This window comes from Nonomuraea sp. NPDC049480 (assembly GCF_044465905.1).
Lineage (GTDB): Bacteria > Actinomycetota > Actinomycetes > Streptosporangiales > Streptosporangiaceae > Nonomuraea.
In genome coordinates this window covers 61,274-80,771 of record NZ_JBITMD010000029.1, presented here as the reverse complement: position 1 = coordinate 80,771, position 19,498 = coordinate 61,274, and the positions used below count along the sequence as shown (strand labels likewise).

At 70.5% G+C, this 19,498-nt stretch carries 19 protein-coding genes; 8 read left to right on the top strand and 11 right to left on the bottom strand.

Going from position 1 to position 19,498, the window contains the following annotated elements:
* Positions 1 to 30: 30 nt before the first annotated feature.
* From ACIBX3_RS50220 to ACIBX3_RS50210, 3 genes are read right to left on the bottom strand one after another with little or no spacing between them, the layout of a single operon-like run.
* Positions 31 to 522 carry a flavoprotein gene (locus ACIBX3_RS50220; protein WP_397127833.1) on the bottom strand — a complete coding sequence of 164 codons (492 nt, stop codon included), beginning with the start codon at positions 520 to 522 and terminating at the stop codon, positions 31 to 33.
* A 54-nt stretch (positions 523 to 576) separates the two neighbouring features.
* A complete protein-coding gene (locus ACIBX3_RS50215; RefSeq protein ID WP_397127832.1) occupies positions 577 to 2,016 on the bottom strand; it encodes an MFS transporter in 1,440 nt (479 codons plus the stop codon).
* 31 nt (positions 2,017 to 2,047) lie between these two features.
* Complete coding sequence (locus tag ACIBX3_RS50210; RefSeq protein WP_397127831.1) at positions 2,048 to 2,773, bottom strand: class I SAM-dependent methyltransferase; 726 nt, start codon at positions 2,771 to 2,773, stop codon at positions 2,048 to 2,050.
* Between the two features lie 128 nt (positions 2,774 to 2,901).
* Between ACIBX3_RS50210 and ACIBX3_RS50205 the strand changes: the two genes are divergently transcribed.
* Positions 2,902 to 4,281: an LCP family protein gene (locus ACIBX3_RS50205; RefSeq protein WP_397127830.1), complete on the top strand. Its 1,380-nt coding sequence runs from the start codon at positions 2,902 to 2,904 to the stop codon at positions 4,279 to 4,281.
* On the opposite strand, the gene ACIBX3_RS50200 is transcribed toward ACIBX3_RS50205, so the two are convergent.
* A complete protein-coding gene (locus tag ACIBX3_RS50200) occupies positions 4,278 to 4,757 on the bottom strand; it encodes a tetratricopeptide repeat protein (protein WP_397127829.1) in 480 nt (159 codons plus the stop codon). The genes ACIBX3_RS50205 and ACIBX3_RS50200 overlap by 4 nt on opposite strands.
* Positions 4,758 to 4,824: 67 nt before the next feature.
* Here ACIBX3_RS50200 and ACIBX3_RS50195 point away from each other — a divergent pair, with 67 nt between their 5' ends.
* Together ACIBX3_RS50195 and ACIBX3_RS50190 are read left to right on the top strand one after the other, a co-directional pair.
* Entirely contained in the window at positions 4,825 to 5,754 is a 930-nt protein-coding gene (locus tag ACIBX3_RS50195; protein ID WP_397127828.1) for an ATP-binding protein, read from the top strand.
* Between the two features lie 86 nt (positions 5,755 to 5,840).
* Positions 5,841 to 6,227, top strand: a complete 387-nt coding sequence (locus ACIBX3_RS50190) for an SCO5389 family protein (RefSeq protein ID WP_397127827.1) — start codon at positions 5,841 to 5,843, stop codon at positions 6,225 to 6,227.
* A gap of 4 nt (positions 6,228 to 6,231) precedes the next feature.
* Here the strand turns inward: ACIBX3_RS50190 and ACIBX3_RS50185 are convergent, their stop codons facing one another.
* From ACIBX3_RS50185 to ACIBX3_RS50175, 3 genes are all read right to left on the bottom strand, one after another.
* Positions 6,232 to 7,221: an LLM class flavin-dependent oxidoreductase gene (locus ACIBX3_RS50185; RefSeq protein ID WP_397127826.1), complete on the bottom strand. Its 990-nt coding sequence runs from the start codon at positions 7,219 to 7,221 to the stop codon at positions 6,232 to 6,234.
* Positions 7,222 to 7,372: 151 nt separating this feature from the next.
* Positions 7,373 to 8,044, bottom strand: coding sequence for a ribonuclease HII (locus tag ACIBX3_RS50180; protein WP_397127825.1), 672 nt, complete (start codon positions 8,042 to 8,044; stop codon positions 7,373 to 7,375).
* A gap of 25 nt (positions 8,045 to 8,069) precedes the next feature.
* Complete coding sequence (locus ACIBX3_RS50175) at positions 8,070 to 9,035, bottom strand: LysR family transcriptional regulator (RefSeq protein WP_397127824.1); 966 nt, start codon at positions 9,033 to 9,035, stop codon at positions 8,070 to 8,072.
* Positions 9,036 to 9,114: 79 nt separating this feature from the next.
* On the opposite strand from ACIBX3_RS50175, the gene ACIBX3_RS50170 reads away from it, so the two are divergent.
* The 3 genes from ACIBX3_RS50170 (at position 9,115) to ACIBX3_RS50160 (ending at position 14,467) form a co-directional block, all read left to right on the top strand.
* Positions 9,115 to 10,401 (top strand): pyridoxal phosphate-dependent aminotransferase, encoded by a 1,287-nt coding sequence (locus tag ACIBX3_RS50170; RefSeq protein WP_397127823.1) that lies wholly within the window; start codon positions 9,115 to 9,117, stop codon positions 10,399 to 10,401.
* Between the two features lie 141 nt (positions 10,402 to 10,542).
* Positions 10,543 to 11,187, top strand: coding sequence for a GNAT family N-acetyltransferase (locus tag ACIBX3_RS50165; protein ID WP_397127822.1), 645 nt, complete (start codon positions 10,543 to 10,545; stop codon positions 11,185 to 11,187).
* Between the two features lie 253 nt (positions 11,188 to 11,440).
* Entirely contained in the window at positions 11,441 to 14,467 is a 3,027-nt protein-coding gene (locus tag ACIBX3_RS50160) for a BTAD domain-containing putative transcriptional regulator (RefSeq protein WP_397127821.1), read from the top strand.
* Between the two features lie 366 nt (positions 14,468 to 14,833).
* On the opposite strand, the gene ACIBX3_RS50155 is transcribed toward ACIBX3_RS50160, so the two are convergent.
* Positions 14,834 to 16,234 (bottom strand): methyltransferase, encoded by a 1,401-nt coding sequence (locus tag ACIBX3_RS50155; RefSeq protein WP_397127820.1) that lies wholly within the window; start codon positions 16,232 to 16,234, stop codon positions 14,834 to 14,836.
* Positions 16,235 to 16,378: 144 nt separating this feature from the next.
* Here ACIBX3_RS50155 and ACIBX3_RS50150 point away from each other — a divergent pair, with 144 nt between their 5' ends.
* Entirely contained in the window at positions 16,379 to 16,681 is a 303-nt protein-coding gene (locus ACIBX3_RS50150) for a hypothetical protein (RefSeq protein WP_397127819.1), read from the top strand.
* Between the two features lie 44 nt (positions 16,682 to 16,725).
* Here the strand turns inward: ACIBX3_RS50150 and ACIBX3_RS50145 are convergent, their stop codons facing one another.
* From ACIBX3_RS50145 to ACIBX3_RS50135, 3 genes are all read right to left on the bottom strand, one after another.
* Positions 16,726 to 17,763, bottom strand: a complete 1,038-nt coding sequence (locus ACIBX3_RS50145) for an NAD(P)-dependent oxidoreductase (RefSeq protein ID WP_397127818.1) — start codon at positions 17,761 to 17,763, stop codon at positions 16,726 to 16,728.
* Positions 17,764 to 17,831: 68 nt separating this feature from the next.
* Positions 17,832 to 18,428, bottom strand: coding sequence for a TetR/AcrR family transcriptional regulator (locus ACIBX3_RS50140; protein WP_397127817.1), 597 nt, complete (start codon positions 18,426 to 18,428; stop codon positions 17,832 to 17,834).
* Complete coding sequence (locus ACIBX3_RS50135; protein ID WP_397127816.1) at positions 18,425 to 19,042, bottom strand: GNAT family N-acetyltransferase; 618 nt, start codon at positions 19,040 to 19,042, stop codon at positions 18,425 to 18,427. The genes ACIBX3_RS50140 and ACIBX3_RS50135 overlap by 4 nt, the downstream gene beginning before the upstream one ends.
* Here ACIBX3_RS50135 and ACIBX3_RS50130 point away from each other — a divergent pair.
* Complete coding sequence (locus ACIBX3_RS50130) at positions 18,999 to 19,466, top strand: winged helix-turn-helix transcriptional regulator (protein WP_397127815.1); 468 nt, start codon at positions 18,999 to 19,001, stop codon at positions 19,464 to 19,466. The genes ACIBX3_RS50135 and ACIBX3_RS50130 overlap by 44 nt on opposite strands.
* The last annotated feature ends 32 nt before the right edge of the window (positions 19,467 to 19,498 follow it).

The following is a 19,498-nucleotide window of genomic DNA, read 5'->3' as shown; positions in this document are numbered from 1 at the left end:
CCTCAGATCGACACATACCGGAATAGCGCCTCACACGGTGTGAGACTCAAGTTCGGCCAGCGCGCGCTCCCAGTCCAGTCCTGGCAGCACGCGTACGCCGTCCGCCCGCAGGTCCTCGACGCTGCGCCGGAAGGGGATGCGCACGGCGAGAGCGTCGTTGACGCAGGGCAGCACGACCACCGGGATGCCGAGGCCGGGCGCCTCGGCGAGCACGCCGAGCGCGTACGTGTCGGCGATGCCCCGGGCGAACTTGTTGATCGTGTTGTACGTCGCCGGCGCGACGATGATCGCGTCGGCCCGGGGCGGTCTGGGCTCGGACGGCTTGCGGTAGCGGCTGCGGACCGGACGGCCGGTCTGCCGTTCCAGCGCCGGCGCGTCGATGAAGTCCAGCGCCGAGGGTGTGGCGACGACCTGGACGATCCAGCCGGCGTCCTGCGCCAGGGCGACGAGGCGGCCGACCTCCGCGGCCGGATCGGCGGCGCACACGACGACGTAGAGCTCCTTGCCCCGCGATTCGATCACGATCACCAGCGTACTGAGAGGGTCCTCGGGTTTCTCAGCCGTCGCACAGCGGGCTCATGCGGCCCGCGCCGCCCCGGCGGTCGTGAGCGGCGCCGCGATGGCCTCCAGGCCCTTCCGCTCGGCCTTGACCCCCAGGAACAGCTCGACCAGGCCGCCGGCGATCATCACCAGGCCGCCGACGGTGAAGGCGAGCGCCGTGTCGCCCGGCACGCCGCTCTCCACGAGAGAGGCGAAGACCAGCGGCCCGGCGATGCCGCCCGCGGCCGTGCCGATCGCGAAGAAGAACGCGATGGCCATCGCCCTGGTCTCCATCGGGAAGATCTCGCTGACGGTCAGGTACGCCGAACTGGCCCCGGCCGAGGCCACGAACAGCACCACCGACCAGCACGCGGTCAGCGTGACCGCGGTGAGCATGCCCTCGTTGAACAACCACGCGGTCCCGAGCAGCAGCAGCCCGGACCCGATGTACGTGGCCGAGATCATCGGGATCCTGCCGACGGTGTCGAAGAGGTGGCCGAGCAGCAGCGGGCCGAGGAAGTTCCCGATCGCGATCACCGCGAAGTAGTAACCGGTGTGCGTGTCGATCTGGAAGAACGTGGACAGGATCTGCGCGTACCCGAAGGTGATCGCGTTGTAGAGGAACGCCTGCCCGATGAAGAGCGATAATCCGAGCACGGTCCGCTTCGGGTAGAGCGCGACCATCGTGTGCGCGATCCTGACGAACCCGATCGACTTGCGCTGGTGCACGGTCATCGACTCCTCGGGCTCCGGCAGGTCCTTGCCGATCTCCCGCTCGATGTCGTCCACGATCTGCTCGGCCTCGCGGTCCCGGCCGTGGATGAACAACCAGCGCGGGCTCTCCGGCACGTTCCGCCGGACGAGCAGGATCGCCAGCCCCAGCACCACGCCGAGCCCGAACGCGACCCGCCAGCCGATGTTGACCGGCAGGTCGTTCAGCAGCGGCACGGTCAACAGTGCCCCGCCGGCGGCGCCGAGCCAGTAGCTGCCGTTGATGATGATGTCGATGCGCCCGCGGTGCCGGCTCGGGATGAGCTCGTCGATGGCCGAGTTGATGGCCGCGTACTCGCCGCCGATGCCGAACCCCGTCATGAACCTGAACAGGAAGAACCACCACGCGCTGAACGAGAAAGCCGTCAGCAGCGTCGCCGCCAGGTAGACGATCAGTGTGACGATGAACAGCTTCTTCCTGCCGAACTTGTCGGTCAGCCACCCGAAGAACAGCGCCCCCGAGCAGGCCCCGGCGACGTAGAGGGCGGCCGCCAGCCCCGCGACCTGCGCCTGGGTGATGTCCACGCCGCTGCCCGGCTTGGCCAGCTGCGCGGACAGGTTGCCCACGATGGTGACCTCGAGCCCGTCGAGTATCCAGACGGTGCCGAGTCCTATGACGATCATCCAGTGCCAGCGTGACCACGGCAACCGGTCCAGCCGTGCAGGCACCTTGGTGCTTATCGTGCCGGTTTCCACGTCGCTCATAGGGGCCTCCGGCTACCCCGGAAAGCCTTTTCTACGCGGGCTTCCTGGCCTCGACGAAGGTCGTGCGGAACCACGGGCCGCCGTACCAGAACCGCCAGCCGGCGTCGCGCCGCCGCACGTCCACGACACCGAGCCCGCGCAACGTGTCCTCGTACGCGGGCGTGTGCTGGAAGTCGGCGATCAGCATCAGCCCGCCGGGCCGCAGCACGCGATGCGCCTCGCGGAGGGCCCGTGCGCGCCCCTCCGCGTCGGGGATGTTGTGGACGGCCAGGCTGGAGACGATCACGTCGAACGCGTCGTCACCGAACGGCAGGTCGCGCATGTCGCCCGTCACCAGCTCCACCCGGTCGGAAACGCCTTCGGCCTCGGCGTTGGCCATGGTCGTCGACTCGCCGTTGCCCGACTGGTCCCGCGTGCGCCACAGGTCGACGCCGGTCGCCCGGCCCTGGTCCAGCCGCTCGGCCGCCATGAGCAGAACCGCGCCCCGCCCGCAGCCGAGGTCGAGCAGCCGCTCGCCGCCCTCCAGCCGCTGGAGCTCCTCGGCCCAGACGGCGAACTTGCCGCGCCGCGTCGTGTAGAGGTAGCTGGCCGCGCTGGCCAGCGTGTAGAGACCGCCGAACAGGAACGCGATGCCCGCGGCCAGGATGTCGAGGGCGAACGACACCACCGCCAGGGCGATGAGCCCGATCGCTCCCAGGAGCAAACCGGTCAGGGCCCACGGCGCGTCGAATCCGTAGCTACCGTGTCGCTTACTCACATTCACGTTATATCTCAAGGTAGGTCTTTAAGCGGACTTGACCCAACCCTTCCCTTCCGCACCGACTATCACGCACCTCCCATTACTAGGGTCACTTGGATGGGCGCACAATGGGGGTTTGACCAGGCATGAGGGAGAAAGATCGCGGTTTCGGCCTAGGGGCGAGCATCGCGTTGACACTGGCGTCGGCCATGCTGTGGGGAGTGGCACACGTGGCCGCCGAACGCCGCAGGACGGGATTCGCGCTCATGGCCGCGTACATCCTGATGCTGGCCTCGATCCTCACCGTGTTCACCGCGTTCAGCACGAACCTCTTGTCGCTGGCCGTGCAGCCTCGCTGGCTCGCCTGGCTCACCGCCGGCCTGGTGGTGATCGCGCTGTCCTGGACCGGCGTGATCGTCTGGTCCTTCCTCCTGGTACGCCCTCCGCGCGCGGACGTCGTCGGCCGCTTCTTCACCACGGCGCTGACCATCGCGCTCTGCGCGCTCGTCCTGGCGCCGACCGTCTACGCCGCCAGGGTCGCCTACCTCTCGCGCGACGTCGTGAACAGCCTGTTCTCCGCCGCGGGCAGCACCCCCGTCGTGGCGGACGACCCGTGGAACGGCGCCGAGCGCGTCAACTTCCTGCTGCTCGGCGCGGACGCGGCGCCCGGCAGGCCCGGCGTTCGCACCGACAGCATGACTGTGGCCAGCGTGGACGTCTGGTCCGGCGCGACCGTCCTGCTCGGCCTGCCGCGCAACCTCCAGCAGGTGCCGCTTCCCAAGGGACCGGCCAGAGCACGCTTCCCCTGGGGCTTCACCGGCGCGGGACCCGAGACCCCAGGCCTGCTCAACGAGGTCTTCCAGTACGCCGAGGACAACCCGGACATGGTGCCGGGAACGGGGCGGGGCAAGCGCGGCCCGGCCCTGCTCAAGCAGACGATCGGCGGCATCCTCGGCATCCCCGTGGACTACTACGCCATGGTCGACATGAAGGGCTTCTCGGAGATCGTCGACGCCATGGGAGGCGTGCAGGTCACCATCAAGGAGCCCATCGTGTACGGCCGCCACCGCGAGGGCCTCCTGCCCGCCGGCACCCGCAAGCTCACCGGCCAGCAGGCCCTCTGGTACGGCCGCTCACGCACCGACAGCGACGACTACGTCCGCATGGGCCGCCAGAAGTGCCTGCTCAACGCGGTCGCCAAGCAGGCGGACCCGATGACCGTGCTCAACAGCTTCGAGCGCCTCGCCGCCGCCACCAAGCGGGCGATCTCCACCGACCTCCCGCAGGACCTCCTGCCGGCCGTGGTGGAGCTGGCCGAGAAGGTGAAGGGCACCAAGATGCGCAGCCTCAACCTCGTGCCGCCGCTCATCAGCACCGCCGACCCCGACTGGTCCTTCATCCGCCGCAAGGTCGCCGAGGCCCTGGCCGACCGCGCCTCCGCCAGGTCCGCCACCGCCCCCCGAGCGGCCTCACCGAGGCCGGCTCCGGCGGACGACCCGGTCAATCTGGACTCGGTCTGCGACTAGACCGTCTCGTTCAGGTTGTCCGCGTAGTACTCGATGGCCCGCCGGTAGCCGCCTGCCTTGTCCGACTCGGCCACCACCTTGAGCAGCGTCGAGACCGCCTCCTCCGGCCGCCCCACGTTGTGCAGCGCCATGGCCATGAACGTCCGCAGCGCCGGATCTCCGGGAAACTCCGCCAGCCCGCGACCGAACGCGCCCAAAGCCTCCTCGTACCGCCCGAGCACGCGCAACGTGCTGCCGTACCCCGTGTACGCGCCCAGCCGGTCCTCCGGGCTCAGCCCATGCCCCGCCAGCGCACTCTCGTAGTACGGCACCGCCTCGGTCTCCAGCCCGAGCTGGTCGTGCACCCACGCCGTCTGGTAGGCCACCTCGGCGTCCTCCGGGTGCCGCCGCGCCAGATCCACCAGCAACTCCCGGGCCTCGTCCCGCTTGCCCTCCTCGCGCAGCCGCACGGCCTGCGCCAATTCCTCATTACGCATGATCCGAGTGTGGCATGATGGAGATCGACCTGAACGGAAACGATTTTCATCCTCATCTGGAGTCCCCGTGAGAGTGGCCTTCGTCGGCAAGGGCGGCAGCGGCAAGACGACGATGTCGGCGCTGTTCGCGAGACACGTGGCGAGCCAGGGCGGCCCGGTGGTCGCCGTGGACGCCGACATCAACCAGCACCTGGCCCTGATCCTGGGCCTCGACCAGCAGCCCGAGCCGCTCGGCGCCCACCTCGCCGAGATCAAGGACCGGCTGCGCGGCACGAATCCGCGCATCCCCTCCGCCGAGGCCATGGTCAAGACCACCCCGCCCGGCCGCGGGTCCACGCTGCTGAGCTTCGAGGACCTGGCCACCGATCCGTACGGTCTGACCACCCCCGACGGCCTGCGGCTGCTGGCCACCGGGCCGTTCAGCGAGGACGACCTCGGCGTGGCCTGCTACCACTCGAAGGTCGGCGCGGTCGAGCTGCTGCTCAACCACCTGGTCGACGGCCCCGGCGAGTATGTCGTGGTGGACATGACGGCCGGGGCCGACTCCTTCGCCTCGGGCCTGTTCACCCGCTTCGACCTGACCTTCCTCGTCGCCGAGCCCACCAGGCAGGGCGTGAGCGTCTACCGGCAGTACCGCGAGTACGCCGCCAAGTACGACGTCGCGCTCGCCGTGATCGGCAACAAGGTCCACGGCCCGTCCGACGTCGACTTCCTGCGCGAGCACGTGGGCGACGACCTGCTCACCTGGATGGAGCACTCGGCCGCCGTCCGCGCCATGGAGCAGGGCCGCCACTTCACGCTCGACGACCTGGAGCCGGTCAACTCCGACGCGCTGACCCTGCTCCGCAAGACCCTCGACGGGCAGGAGAAGGACTGGGCGCGCTTCGGCCGGCAGACCGTCGAGTTCCACCTGCGCAACGCCCGCGCGTGGGGCAACGAGCGGACCGGGACCGATCTCGCCGAGCAGGTGGACCCGGACTTCGTCTACGGCCCTTGACCGCACACGACTGTGCCCGTCAGGGATCTGGACGTCACCGCCTTTCCACCTAGCGTCAAATTCGACCCCCTTCGAGAGGAGACAGCATGTCGCTGACCGTTCCGAACGATCTGCTCGACCAGGCCAGAGCCGGTGATGTGGACGACGCGGCGTTCGTCGCGTGCGTGCGCGACTCACTTCCCTACGCGTGGTCGCTGATCAGCGAGCTGGTCAAGCAGCGTGAGCACAGCGGGGCCGAGTTCGCCGACAACCATGTGCCGCCGCCGTCCGAGGAGGCCCGCGGCCAGCTCCTGCGCTGCCTGGCGAGCGACGCGATGCGCGGCGCGCTGGAGCGTCACTTCGGGGTACGGCTGGCCTTCCAGAACTGCCACCGGGTCGCGGTCTTCGACCCGTCGGCCACGACGGCCCTGGCCGACTTCGTCACCCCGCGAGCCCAGATCCTCAACCAGGAACCGGAGCTCGTGGACTGCTGAACCCTTACGGCGAGCCGGCCAGGCCGGCTCGCCGTACCAGCGGCAGCACCTCGGCCCCGAGCCGCCGCACGTTCTCCACTGTCCGCCGATGGTCGCCCGGCCCCTCGACCATCAGGATGAAGTGCTCGATCCCGGTGTTCTTCGCGGTCCGCAGGATCGCCTCGGCGCAGTGCTCGGCCGAGCCGACCGGGTGGATGCGCGTCAGCAGGTCCACGTACGCGCCGACGTCCCGCGCGGGCCGCGCCCGGCCGTCCACCGGCACGTATCCGGCCAGGCCCGGTCCCATCCACCGGGGAATGGACTCCTTGAGCTCCCGGACCGCCTGCGCCGTGGAGTCGGCCACGTACCCGACGGCTGCCGCGATGTGCCCGCCGGCGGTTCCGTGGCGGGCGATCAGCGCGGCCTTCTCCGCGTCGCCGATGTGCATGCCGAGCAGCATCGGCAGCCCGCGCTCCGCCGCCAGGCCGACGGTGGACTCCGACGTGCACGCGATCACCGGCCGCATCCGCGCCTCCGGCACCATCGGGACCTCGCGGAAGCGGAAGAACTCCCCATCGGCCGCGATCGGCCCGCCCGACAGGGCGTCGAGCAGGAGGTCGAGCGACTCGCCGAAGCCCCTCTCGAACCGCTCCAGCCCGGTCCCGAACACCTCCAGGTCCACCCACGGCCCACCCCTGCCGACGCCGAGCGTGAACCGCCCGCCGGACAGGTGGTGCAGCATGGCCGACTGCTCGGCCAGCGCCACGGGATGGTGTGTGGACAGCACGCTCACGGCCGTGCCGAGCCCGATCCGCGCCGTCCGGCCGGCCGCCACGGCCGCCAGCGTGATCGCGGACGGGCAGACGCCGTAGGACATGAAGTGGTGCTCGGCGATCCAGGCGTCGTCGAACCCCGCCTCCTCGGCCGCCACGACCAGTTCCACGGCGTCGGCCAGCACCCGCCCCGGCTCCTGGCCGGGGAACTGCGCCGCGATGATGAAGACCCCGATGCGCACCCACCCGATGATGGCCGATCCACCCGCCGCCCGCCTGCCGAACACGCCCGCCCCCGCCGGTTTCCCCACGTAACCGCCGCCGATCAGGTGCCGCCGATCAGGTGCCGCCGCAGGTCTGCCCCGCGGCGTCCCTCGACGCGAAGGAGAGGGGCTAGCCGAAGAGGGCGGCCTGGCCCTCGCAGGCGAGCGGGTCCCGGTGGAGCTTCAGGTGCCGCCACCGCGGGAGGTCGTCCAGGTAGGACCACGAGAGCCGGTGGTGCGGGGTCGGCCCCAGCCGCGCCAGGGCCTCCTGGTGGACGGGAGACGGGTAGCCGGCGTTCTCGGCGAAGGCGTACTCGTCGTGCCCGATCGTCCCCATGTAGGCGTCGCGCCGCACCTTGGCCAGGACGGACGCCGCCGCGACCGAGACGCTCGCCGCGTCCCCTTTGATCTCCAGCCGCACCGGCCACGGGGCGCCGATGTAGTCGTGCTTGCCGTCCAGGATCACCGCGTCCGGGCGCACGGGCAGGGCCTCCAGAGCCCGCCTGGCGGCCCTGCGCAGGGCCTCGGTCATGCCGAGCGTGTCGATCTCCGTGTGCGTGGCCTCGCCGTAGCCGATGCCGGCCGCCCACTGAGCCAGCTCGGCGGCCAGCGGCCCGCGCCGGGCGGCGGTCACCTGCTTGGAGTCCGTCAGGCCGGGCGGCGGCTCGGACAGGTCGGTGATGACGGCGCACACCGTGACGGGCCCCGCCCAGGCGCCGCGGCCCACCTCGTCGACGCCCGCGACCGTGCGAATGCTCGGCTGTGAGAGCAGCAGCTGCTCGATGTCGTACGTCGGCGCCATGACAGCAGACGCTACCGCGTACGGCTCATTCGCCGAGCGGGTTGTCGTCGAGCCGCCGCCGTTCCGCCGGGCTTACCGGCTCCAGGTCGCCGGCGATGTAGCGGGCGGCCACGTGGATCGCCCGCAGCGTCACGGAAACCGACGGCCGGTGGACGCTGGAGCCCCGGGCGACGGCGTGCACGTCACGCCCGACCGGGTTGCCGGGGATCTGCCGCACGGCGATCCCGCGCACCCCCGCCGCGAGCGCCAGCGCGGGCACGGCGGCGATGCCGATGCCCTTGGCGACGAGCGAGAGTATCGTACCCAGCCCTTCGAACTCCCACGGCGTGGGCCGGGTGCCGCCCACGTCCACCAGCAGCCGGTCGACCGCCAGCCGCGACGGCTCCCCGTCGGGCGTGGCCATCCACGGCTCGTCACGCAGCTCCCGCAGGTCGAGCGGCACGCCGGGATCGGCCAGCCGGTGCTTGCGCGGCACGACCAGCACCAGCGGATCGCGCAGCAGCGGGAACACCCGCAGGCTCTCGCTGTCGCGCACGCCCCCGTACCAGTCGTCGACGAGCGCGATGTCCACCTCCCCCGACTGCACCTCGCGCATGCCGCGCCCGGACCGGCTCTGCCCGAGCCGGAGCGTCAGCTCCGTGTGGCGGCGCAGCGAGCGCGCCAGGGCGGGCGCGAAGGCCACGGCCGCCGTCGGGAACGCGGTCACCACCACCCGCCCGGCGGGGGTGCCCGCGTGCGCGGACAGGTCGGACTCGGCCTCCTCGACCATCGACAGGATGCGCTCGGCGTGCGCGACCAGCCGGCGGCCCGCGTCGGTGAGCTCGGCGCTGCGCGCGGTCCGGTCGATGAGGGCCGTGCCGGTCTCCCGTTCGAGCGCCGCGAGTTGTTGTGAGACCGCCGAAGGACTGTAGCCGAGCGATGTGGCCGTCGCGGCGATGCTGCCCCGACGAGCGAATTCGCAGATCAACGTCAAACGCCGCAAATCGAGCATCAGACTTCCTTATGCCTACCCACAAAAGGCCTCGCTTGTGCTGATGCCTTCATCCAACCACTCTGGGAACGTGACAAACATGACTGTTACCTTGTCCGCCACTCTGGCGGCGAACGAAGACATCGAACGAAGACGACGCGCCGGGGAACGCGTGCTGCACCTCGCCTTCGGCGAGGCAGGGCTGCCCGTCCACCCGGCGCTGCGCGACAAGCTGGCCGCCGCATCGGAATGCAACGGCTACGGGCCGGTCGCGGGGACGTCCGGCTTGCGGGCTGCGGCAGCGGGCTATTGGACACGACGGGGGCTCGTCACCGACCCCGAGCTGGTCGTCTCCGGGCCGGGCAGCAAGCCGCTGCTCTACGGCCTGATCCTGGCGATCGGCGGAGACGTCGTCCTGCCCATGCCCAGCTGGGTCAGCTACGCCGCGCAGGCCGAACTGGTGGGCTCCCGCCCGATCCTGGTGCCCGCACCACCGGGAGAGGGCGGAGTGCCGGACCCGGACCTGGTGGTCGCCGAGGTGCAGCTGGCCAGGGCGCAGGGCAGGACCGTGCGCTCGGTGCTGGTCACGCTGCCCGACAACCCGACGGGACGGATGGCCTCACTCAAGAGCATCCGCAACCTGGTGGACGTCGCACGGGAGCTCGATCTGGTGATCATCTCGGACGAGATCTACCGTGATCTGATGCATGACCCGGCCGTGCCGTACACCTCGCCGGCCGATCTGGCCCCCGAGCGTACGGTCATCACCACCGGGCTGAGCAAGAGCCTGGCGCTGGGCGGCTGGCGGATCGGCGTGGCCAGGCTGCCCGCGGGCGCCCACATGCTGCGCAGGAAGCTGCTCGCGGTCGCCAGCGAGATCTGGTCCGCTCCCGCCGCTCCCGTGCAGGAGGCCGCGGCATACGCCTTCAGCGAGCCTCCGGAGCTGACGGACCGCGTCGCCCTGAGCCGCCGGCTGCACGGCACGGTAGCGCGGGCCGTACACGAGAGGTTCGCCGAGATCGGGGCCTGCGTTCCGGTGCCGCAGGGCGGCTTCTATCTCTATCCCGACATGAGCCACCTGAGGCTCGGCGGCTCCACCGAGATCACCAAGATCCTGTTGGAGGAGCACGGCATCGGCGTCCTGCCCGGACACGCCTTCGGCGACGACCCCGCCGCGGCCCGGGTAAGGGTGGCCGTCAGCCTCCTCTACGGCGAGACGCCCGAGGAGCGCCTCACTGCTCTGACCAGCCCCGACCCGCTCCAGCTGCCGTGGATCGCCGGCAATCTCGACTTCCTGTCGACGGGCTTGAAGGAGCTCGCGCTGGTACGCCACGGACCCGTGCGTGAACGCCACCCGGCGCTCGTCCCGACACCATGTCACGGTTAGGCGAATCTTTCCTCAAGAGCCGGTTTACCATCCCCCAAAAGGGGCCTCCGACCTGCGGAAACACCTGTTCTGCAGAAACCTGCAAAAGATCTTCCTAACTGCATGGTTACGTGCATGCCCGGCACCCTCCATCATGTGCTCATGCCCGCTCTTGTCACCCTGTCCGGGCGCTCCGTGCGCCTGGAACCTCTCAGCCTCGCGGCGGTCGATGACCTCGTCGCCGCGGCGGGTGAAGACCGTTCTACGTACGCCTTCACCCGCGTCCCGAATGGCCGGGACGAGATGGCCTCCTATGTGGAGGCCGCCATGGCTGAGCAGGCGGAGGGCCGCGCGTTGCCCTTCGCCATCCGGTGGCTGAACACCGACCGCGTGGTCGGTGCCACCCGTCTCATGCACCTGGAGTACTGGCATGGCCCCATGCCCTGGCCTCCGGGTACACACGGCGCGGTGGGCGACATCCCGTCCGTGGCCGACATCGGTTACACCTGGCTGAGCGCCTGCGCCCAGGGGACGGGTGTCAACCGGGAGAGCAAGTTCCTCATGCTCTCGCTCGCCTTCGACACGTGGAACGTCCACCGCATCACGCTCAAGGCAGACGTACGCAACACCAGGTCCCGGGCCGCCATCGAGGCCCTCGGCGCACACTTCGACGGGGTGCGGCGAGCGGATAGCCGAGGCGCTGACAACACGGTCCGAGATACCGCGTTCTACTCGATCCTTAACTCCGAATGGCCGCTCGTACGAGAGCGACTGGCCATGCGGATGGGACTGGTCGAGGCAGCCTGAGAACCCGTCCGTCACGGCCCCGCCCAACTTTTTCGGGCGGGGCCTGTATTTTTCCCTGTCTGCATCGGCTCTACATGACACGCCCCCGCGGTGAGTCATGCCTAGCCGACTTTCAGCATCCGGGGGCGTGCTCAACACCGGATCAAAGATGGATTAACGACTCGGTTAACGATCAAACGTGGATCTATGTGACGAGCAAACATGGATCTATCATTTGGTAACAAATCGTTCCATTGGCTTGGAGACAGACGGCATGGCTGGTCAGAGCGTTGAGGGCGGGCTGCGGTTCGCCGTGCTCGGTCCTGTCCGCGCGTGGCGTGATGGCCTGGAGCTCGATCTGGGCACCCCGCTGCAGCGGTCCATCCTCGGCATGCTGCTCCTGCGCGAGGGACGCGCGGTCACGCCCAACGAGATGATCGACGCGGTCTGGGGCGAGGACGCGCCGCCGCGGGCCCTGGGGGCGCTGCGCACCTACGTCTCCAGGCTCCGCACGGTGCTCGAGCCCGATCGGCCCGCCCGCTCCCGCCCGGAGCTGCTCACGTCCATCGGCCGCGGCTACGCGCTGCGGCTGCCAAGTGACGCGCTCGACCTGGTCCGGTTCGAGCGCGGACTCGCCGACGCCGAGGCCGCGCGCAAGGGCGGCCGGCTGCGCGAGGCCGCCGAAGGGCTGCGTGCCGCGCTGGCGCTGTTCGAGGGCGAGCCGCTGGCCGGCACCGTCGGGCCGTACGCCGAGCACCAGCGCGACCGGCTGATCGAGCGCCGGCTCAGCGTCGTCGAGACACTCATGGACATGGACCTGGAGCTCGGCAACCACGCCAAGATCATCTCTGAGCTGATCGCGCTGACCGCCGACCACCCGCTGCGCGAGGGGCTGCGCGCCCAGCTCATGCTGGCCCTCTACCGGTGCGGGCGGCAGGGCGACGCGCTCAACGTCTTCACCGAGACCCGCGAGGCGCTGATCGACGAGCTCGGCATCGAGCCGGGGCCCGATCTGACCGCGCTGCACCACCGCATCCTGGCGGCCGACCCCACGCTGGCGCCCGCCGAGGTGCCCGCCGACGAGCCGGCGGCCGAAGAGGAGGAGCAGCCGCAGGCGCACGAGCTGCCCAGGCCCGCCCAGCTGCCCGCCGCCGTCAACGACTTCACCGGCCGCAAGGAGCTGACCGTACGTCTGCGCACGCTGCTGTCGGCTCAGTCCTCGGCGCTCTCGTCGGAGGGGGGCGTGCCAGTGGTGGCGATCTCCGGCATCGGCGGCGTCGGCAAGACCACGCTGGCCGTGCACGTCGCCCACCAGCTCGACGACGTCTTCCCCGACGGCCAGCTCTACGCCGACCTGCGCGGCTACACCGACGAGACGACCGCGCCGGAGTCGGCGCTGGGCGGGTTCCTGCGCGCGCTCGGCATCCCGCCGGACGTCATCCCTGACAGGCCGGCGGAGCGCTCGGCGCTCTACCGGTCGATCCTGGCCGAGCGCCGAATACTGGTGCTGCTGGACAACGCACGCGACGCCGAGCAGGTCAGTCCGCTGCTGCCGGGCTCGCCAGGGTGCGCGGCCATCGTCACCAGCCGGGTCAAGCTGGCCGACCTGCCGTCCGCAAAGCTGATCGACCTCGACGTGATGGAGCCGGGCGAGTCGCTGTCGCTGTTCGCGGCCGTGGCCGGGCCCGAGCGGGTGGCCGCCGAGCACGGCGCGGCCATGGACGTGGTGGCCGCGTGCGGGTTCCTGCCGCTGGCCGTGCGGATCGTGGCCGCCCGGCTCGCCGCGCGCCCGTCCTGGACGGTCGCCTCGCTGATGTCCCGGCTGGCCGACGAGCAGCGCCGCCTCGACGAGATGCGGGTGGGCAACCTGGCCGTGGAGGCCACGTTCGCGCTCGGCTACGGGCAGCTCACGTCCGCCCAGGCCCGCGCCTTCCGCCTGCTGTCGCTGCCCAACGGGCCCGGCATCTCCGCCGGGGCCGCGGCCGCCGTGCTGTCGACGAGCGCGTTCGAGGCCGAGGAGGTGCTGGAGTCGCTCGTGGACGCGAGTCTGCTGGAGGCGCCCGCGCCCGGCCGCTACCGCTTCCACGACCTGCTCAAGCTGTTCGCCAGGCGGGAGCTGGAGAAGACCGAGCGGCCCGAGGCCCGGGCGGAGGCGCTGCGCCGGCTGCTCGGCTTCTACCTGGCCTCGGCCCAGTCCGCGCACCGGCTGGCCTACGAGGGCAGCATGATCCCGGACCACCTGGCGATGATCGGCAGCGGGCTCACGTTCAACTCCGTCGACGAGGCCGTGGCGTGGCTGATCGCCGAGGGCGACTCGCTGTTCGCGGCCATCAACCAGGCCGCCGCGGCCACCCGTACCGCCGAGCAGCTGCTGGCCGCCGGTGACCTGCTGGTGGCGATGGAGCCGCTGCTGGAGTCGGGCACGCACACCCGCGAGTTCGACCAGGGCACCCGCGCGGTGCTGGCCGCCGCGCGGAGCATCGGCGACGCCGCGGGCGAGCTGCGGGCCCGATACGTCCTGGGCCGGGTGCTGTTCGCCGGCAACCGGCTGAGGGAGGCCGAGGAGCACTTCAGGCGCGTTCACGAGCTGTCGCGCGAGCGCGGTGAGAAGGTCGTCATGGGCGAGGTGCTCAACGCCCTGGCCGTCGTGGTGGGCAGGCAGCGCCGTCACACCGAGGCCCTCGCGCTGTTCGACTCGGCGATGGGCTACTACCGCGAGAACGGCGTGCCGGCCGGCGAGGCCCTGGTCCTCAGCTACTCGGCCCGCGACCACCTGGGGCTCGGCCGTCCCGAGGACGCCATCGCGGCGGCGGAGAAGGGCCTGACCATCTTCACCGAGATCGGCAGCGGCGCCGGCACCGCCCGCGCCCGCTACCACCTGGGCATCGTGCTGTCCCGGGTCGGCCGCCTCACCGAGGCCGTGCACCACCACGCCGAGTGCCTGGCCTTCTTCCGTGCCAGCAAGCAGCGGGTCTGGGAGCAGCGGGTGTGCTCCAGGCTGGCCGAGACCTTCATCGCGGCCGAGCGCTACCCCGACGCCGTACGCCACGCCGAGCAGGCCCTGCTGATCTCCCGCGAGATCGGTCATCCCTACGGGGAGGCGCTGTCGCTCACCGTGCTGGGCAAGGCCCTGCGCGGGCTCGGCAGCACGACGAGGAGCAGGGACTGCCTACGGCAGGCCTTCGAGATCTTCTCCAGACTCGGTGCCCCCGAGGCCGGCGATCTCAAGGTCCTGCTCGACAGCATTCCCGACACCAACTCCGTCAGTGAGCCCGGCGCCGGGGCCGTCGTCGAGTCCTGAGTACAGCTCGTCGTCCAGACGTGTCATCCACACATGGTTGATCAAGGCTGTCCTTAGGGCGGAGGTCACAATGGCGCTCGCGATCAGCGTCCAATGGGAAACCTGCTCGGCTGGACTGCCGCCCTGCCGACGTGCTAGGTCAAGGCCGAAGCGGCAGTCCAGCTCGCAGATTTCCCATTGGATCAGCCCGGCCGGTCATCCTCGCCACCACGCTTCGCTAGGGGGCCCGGTTATCCGGATGCTCCACGTGGCGGCTAGCCGCCTCACATAGACGACCGGCCGGACCTGACACGGCCCTCGAACCCCCCAGGTCCGTGTCCTGACCAGAGCCTCCACCCACGGGGTTGACGTCCAATCAACGGCGGATTAAAGGACGAAGTAACCCTCGGCGATGAGGGGCCTGACCGCGTCCGAGTCGGGGATCTCCCCATCCCCCACCAGCTCGGCGATCACGTTGAGCAGAGGTCCGAGCGCCAGCTCGCCGTCGCACACGCCGGCCAGCGCGGCCTCCACCGTGCCGACCTCCCTGCTGCGCCGCAACCCCTGCGTCTGACGCAGCACGATGCGCATCGGGTCCTCCGCGCCCGGCAGACCGATGCGTTCGTCCAGCAGCCCGTCGGCGGTACGCAGCCGCGCCGCGTCCAGCCCCTGAGCCCGGTGCGCGGCGGCGATGGAGCCGAGCACGGAGTCCACGTAGTCGCCGACCGGGAGCGTGACCTGGTGGTCGAGATGCTCGACGCGGACGACCGGGTCGAGCGTGCCGGAGTTGCGCATGGTGATCCAGCCGAAGCCGATGCCCTCGACCTTGCGCTCGTCGAACCAGGCCAGCCAGCGGTCGTACAGCTCGGTGTAGCGCTTCGTGCCCTGCTCGGCCGCGTCCCTGAGCCACAGCTCCACGTATTCAGCCGGGTCCTGCACGTCCCGCTGGACCACCCAGGCGTCGCAGCCGGTCTCGCCCAGCCAGCCGCCCACCCGGTCGTGCCAGTCCTCGCCCTCGACGTGCAGCCAGTTGGCCAGGAAGTGGGCCTGGCCGTCCGGGTTGAGGTGACGGGGCGTCCGGCGTACGAGGTCGCGGCAGAAGTCATCGCCACCGGCTTCGCGATAGGTCAGCCTCCGCTCAGGGGAGATGACGAACGGCGGGTTGCTCACGACCAGGTCGAACCGCTCGTCCTCGACCGGCTCGTACATCGAGCCCGCCCGCGCCTCCACGCCCTCGATCCCGGACAGCGCCCAGCTCAGCCTGGCCAGCTCCAATGCCCGCGGGTTGAGGTCGGTGGCCACGATCCGCTCCGCCCTCCCGGCCAGGTGCAGCGCCTGCACGCCGCAGCCGGTGCCGAGGTCGAGCGCGCGCTGGACCGGGCGGCGGGTGACCAGTTGCGCCAGGTTGGCCGAGGCGCCCCCGGCGCCCACGACGTGGTCGGGCCGCAGGGCGGGGTCGCCGGGCCGGACCTTGCGGTCGGAGACCAGGTAGCCGCCGGTCTCCCAAGGCTGGAGATGGACGGTCGCGCTGACCTGGTCGCCGTCGGCCGCGACCAGCCCTGAGTCCAGGACCTCCGGCGCGACGTCCTTGGCGGGGACGGGGACGCCGAGCCACCACAATCTGATCAACGTCGCCAGCGGGTCGCCGTCCGCGGTCGCGCGCAGGGCAGGCACGAGCTCCTCGCGGGCCAGGGCCGACGCGGCCATGCTCCCGAGTCGGTCGCGTACGCCGTCGATGGTGTAACCGGTCTCCAGGAGGTGATGGCGCAGTCGTTCCACGAAGCACATCCTTTCACCGCGGACACTCACGCATGATCTGGCACCAGAAGTGCCCATACTGTTACTTAAGTACCCAAGTGTTCTGCAAGCGGCGGATAAGTCAGGCGCGGTATCTCTAGGAGTGCTCAGTACGTCACCCCGAGGAGTGGACCCATGCTGATCCCTTGCTTGGCTTGCGAGTCCCGCTTCGGACCCGACGAATACTTCAGCGCCTGCTCGGACTACCACCGCGGCAAGGATCTGGTGTCGTGGACGTGCCCGCGCTGCGGCAACCGCGACGACCTGCGGGTGCTGCCCGGTGAGCTCGGCTTCGGCTATATGTACCGCGGCAGGTTCGACGTGCACGACCGGGTCCGGGTGCCCGGCCTGCGCAGGACGCGCGGCGACCTGCGGCTGGACATTTCTTTGGACCGATCCAGCTGGCGTGTGCTCACGCGGATCCGGCAACCCGCCTGACGGGCCGGCGCGCGGGGGCCGGCACCCGGCTGGCGGAACCGCGGCTACGCGGGCTCCGCCACGGACGTGACGGCGGGGTCGGCCACGGACGTGACGGCGGGGTCGCCCGATGCGGGCTCCGCCACGGACGTGACGGCGGGGTCGGCCGATGCGGGCTCCGCGCCGTGCAGCAGCCGCGTAATGTCCTCCACCAGCGCCTCCGCCATCTCCTCCCGGCTCTCCCCGGTCGCCTCGCCCAGGCGGGGCGTCAGCACCACGTTCGGGAGCCTGATCAGCGGATGTGACGGGTCGAGCCACTCGCCCTCGAAGTGGTCGAGCCCCGCACCACCCACCTGACCCCAGCGCAACGCGTCGACCAGCGCCGTCAGGTCGTGCAGGGCGCCACGCGAGGTGTTGAGGTAGATCGCCCCCGGGCGCATCGCGCGGAACTCGGCGTACCCGAACAGGCCTCTCGTCTCGGCGGTGAGCGGCACGTGCAGGGACACCACGTCCGCCTCCGCGAGGAGCGCGGGCAGCGTGTGGGTGGCCTCGGGCACGCGCGGGTCGCAGGCGATCACCCGCATGCCCAGGCCCTCACAGCGCCAGCGCATGGCCCTGCCGACCCGGCCGAGCCCGACGACGCCCAGCGTCCTGCCGGTGAGCCGGCGGCCGCGGTGGCGCTGCGCCGGCGGCACCTTGCCCTTGTAGACGCGTCCCCGGCGCACCTCTCTGTCGGCCGTCACGATATGCCTGCTGACCGCGAACATCAGGGCAAGCGTCAACTCGGCCACCGCGTCGGGGTCGCGGTCGCGGGCGTGCAGGACGGTGACGCCGCGCTCGGCGGCCAGAGGCAGGTCGACGCTCGTGGGCGGACCCATGACGGCCACGACGTCCAGGTCCAGGCTGAGCACCGACGTACGGACCTGGTCGCCGTCGGTGACGAGCACGGTGGCGCCTGTCTCCACGACCAGGTCGGCCAGCTGGTCGTCGGTGAAACCGAGGCTCGGGCGCGCGGGAACCTCGATCGGATCGGCCACCTCGCCCAGGCGAGCGAGCGCGCTCTCCGGCATGGCGGGCAATACCAGCGCCCGAGGTCGTCTCACATTTAGGACAATAACACCACAGACCGTACTCGAATCATCGCTCCCCGCACTGGCTCCGCCTCACCACGTCATTCAGGGCGCTGGCGGAGGCTTTGCCAGGCCGCCTCGCCCAGGCCTCTGATCTCCTCCTCCGTCGGCGTGTGAGCGCCGGCGAACCACAGTCGGCACATCTCCTGCGCCGGTCCGAGCCACAGCACGTAGCACATGGTCGGATGGACCGGCTGGAGCAGGCCGTTCTTCATGTGAGGCCGCCACCAGTCGGAGACCTGGCGGAAGAACGCCCGCCGCGCCTCGGCCACCTCCGCCCCGCCAGGCTCGTGCTTGCGCGGCGGCCGCTCACTGACCAGCAGCCTGGCCCGCTCCGGGTGCTCGCCCGCCCATCGCATATGGAGGGCCACCACGGCCTCGATGCCGTCGCGGGCCTCCTGATGGCTGGTCAGCTCGGCCAGGAAGGCGGCCTGGTAGGCGGTGAGGATCTCGGCGTACAGCACGCCGAAGACATGCTCTTTGCTGGCGAAGTGGTGGTAGAAACTGCCGACGCTGACACCGCTCTCCTCGCGGAGGCTGGCCAGCGTGGTGGCCGACACCCCGTCCTGGCTGAAGCGGCGCAGGGCGCCCTCGATGATGCGGGTCCGTCCGTCGCGTCCGTTCTTGACACTCTTCACGCTGTCAATGGTGTGGCACCAGAACGTTGTTCCGCAAATAGCGCGGCGTGATCGATCATAGCGGTCACCTCAACGGAGCCGGAAGAGACCTTCATGGTGGCGTCCGGCCACAGCCTCCGGACAAGCCTGAGCACCCGCCGGTTCTCCCCCAGAACGTCCATGCCCACGGTCCTCGCACCGCGTACGGCGGCCCTGAGCAGCAAGGTCTCGATCAACCTCGGCCCCAGCCCGAACCCCTGCCACTGATCGGCCACCACCACCGCGATCTCCACGTCGGCGCAGCCGCCCTTGTAGCTCATGGCATGGCCGGCGATCTCGCCTCCCGCGACGGTCGCCACGAGGGCGTCGCGGCGCTCGTCCACCGCGATCAGCGTACGCACGAGACCGGCGGCCGGCGTGGTGATGCCGGTGAAGAAGCGCAGCGTCTGAGTGTGCAGCGACAGTCCGGTCAGGAAGCGTCTGATCCGTTCCTCGTCATCGTGACGGGCCGGACGGATCTGAGTTCCATGCATAGACTCAGCCTGCCCGCTCGGTCTGAGTCTGTCAATTGAACTCAGGTATAATGCAGGAATGCACGTTCCTTTCCGGGTGGAAAACTGCTCGATCGAGCGCACCCTGGACATCGTCGGGGAGAAGTGGACCTTCCTGGTGCTGCGCGAGGCGTTCAGCGGCGTGCGACGATTCGCCGACATGCAGGCGATCACGGGCGCGCCCCGCCAAGTGCTCAGCGCGCGCCTGGCCCGGCTGGTCGACGAAGGGCTGCTACGCAAGGAGCCCTACCGTGAACCCGGGCAGCGGCAACGCGACGAATACCGGCTCACGGAGAAGGGCCGTGACCTCTATCCGCTCCTGGTCGCGCTCATGCACTGGGGCGACAAACACCTGGCCGGTGACGAGGGCCCGCCCGTGCTGCTCACACACCGCGACTGCGGTGCCCCCATCGAGCTGCATTTCCGCTGCGGCGAGGGCCACGAGGTGCCCGGGCCGCGCGAGGTGACCCCGGTGCCTGGCGCGGGCGCCGAGCTCAGAAGCGTGTGAGGCGCGCACGCGGGCACTGGCCCCTCGCCCGC

Coding starts and splice junctions, on each gene's coding strand:
- ACIBX3_RS50205 (WP_397127830.1), top strand. CDS start 2,902: ATGAGGGAGAAAGATCGCGGTTTCGGCCTAGGGGCGAGCATCGCGTTG.
- ACIBX3_RS50130 (WP_397127815.1), top strand. CDS start 18,999: ATGCACGTTCCTTTCCGGGTGGAAAACTGCTCGATCGAGCGCACCCTG.
- ACIBX3_RS50175 (WP_397127824.1), bottom strand. CDS start 9,035: ATGCTCGATTTGCGGCGTTTGACGTTGATCTGCGAATTCGCTCGTCGG.
- ACIBX3_RS50170 (WP_397127823.1), top strand. CDS start 9,115: ATGACTGTTACCTTGTCCGCCACTCTGGCGGCGAACGAAGACATCGAA.
- ACIBX3_RS50160 (WP_397127821.1), top strand. CDS start 11,441: ATGGCTGGTCAGAGCGTTGAGGGCGGGCTGCGGTTCGCCGTGCTCGGT.
- ACIBX3_RS50165 (WP_397127822.1), top strand. CDS start 10,543: ATGCCCGCTCTTGTCACCCTGTCCGGGCGCTCCGTGCGCCTGGAACCT.
- ACIBX3_RS50155 (WP_397127820.1), bottom strand. CDS start 16,234: ATGTGCTTCGTGGAACGACTGCGCCATCACCTCCTGGAGACCGGTTAC.
- ACIBX3_RS50150 (WP_397127819.1), top strand. CDS start 16,379: ATGCTGATCCCTTGCTTGGCTTGCGAGTCCCGCTTCGGACCCGACGAA.
- ACIBX3_RS50200 (WP_397127829.1), bottom strand. CDS start 4,757: ATGCGTAATGAGGAATTGGCGCAGGCCGTGCGGCTGCGCGAGGAGGGC.
- ACIBX3_RS50180 (WP_397127825.1), bottom strand. CDS start 8,044: ATGGCGCCGACGTACGACATCGAGCAGCTGCTGCTCTCACAGCCGAGC.
- ACIBX3_RS50190 (WP_397127827.1), top strand. CDS start 5,841: ATGTCGCTGACCGTTCCGAACGATCTGCTCGACCAGGCCAGAGCCGGT.
- ACIBX3_RS50215 (WP_397127832.1), bottom strand. CDS start 2,016: ATGAGCGACGTGGAAACCGGCACGATAAGCACCAAGGTGCCTGCACGG.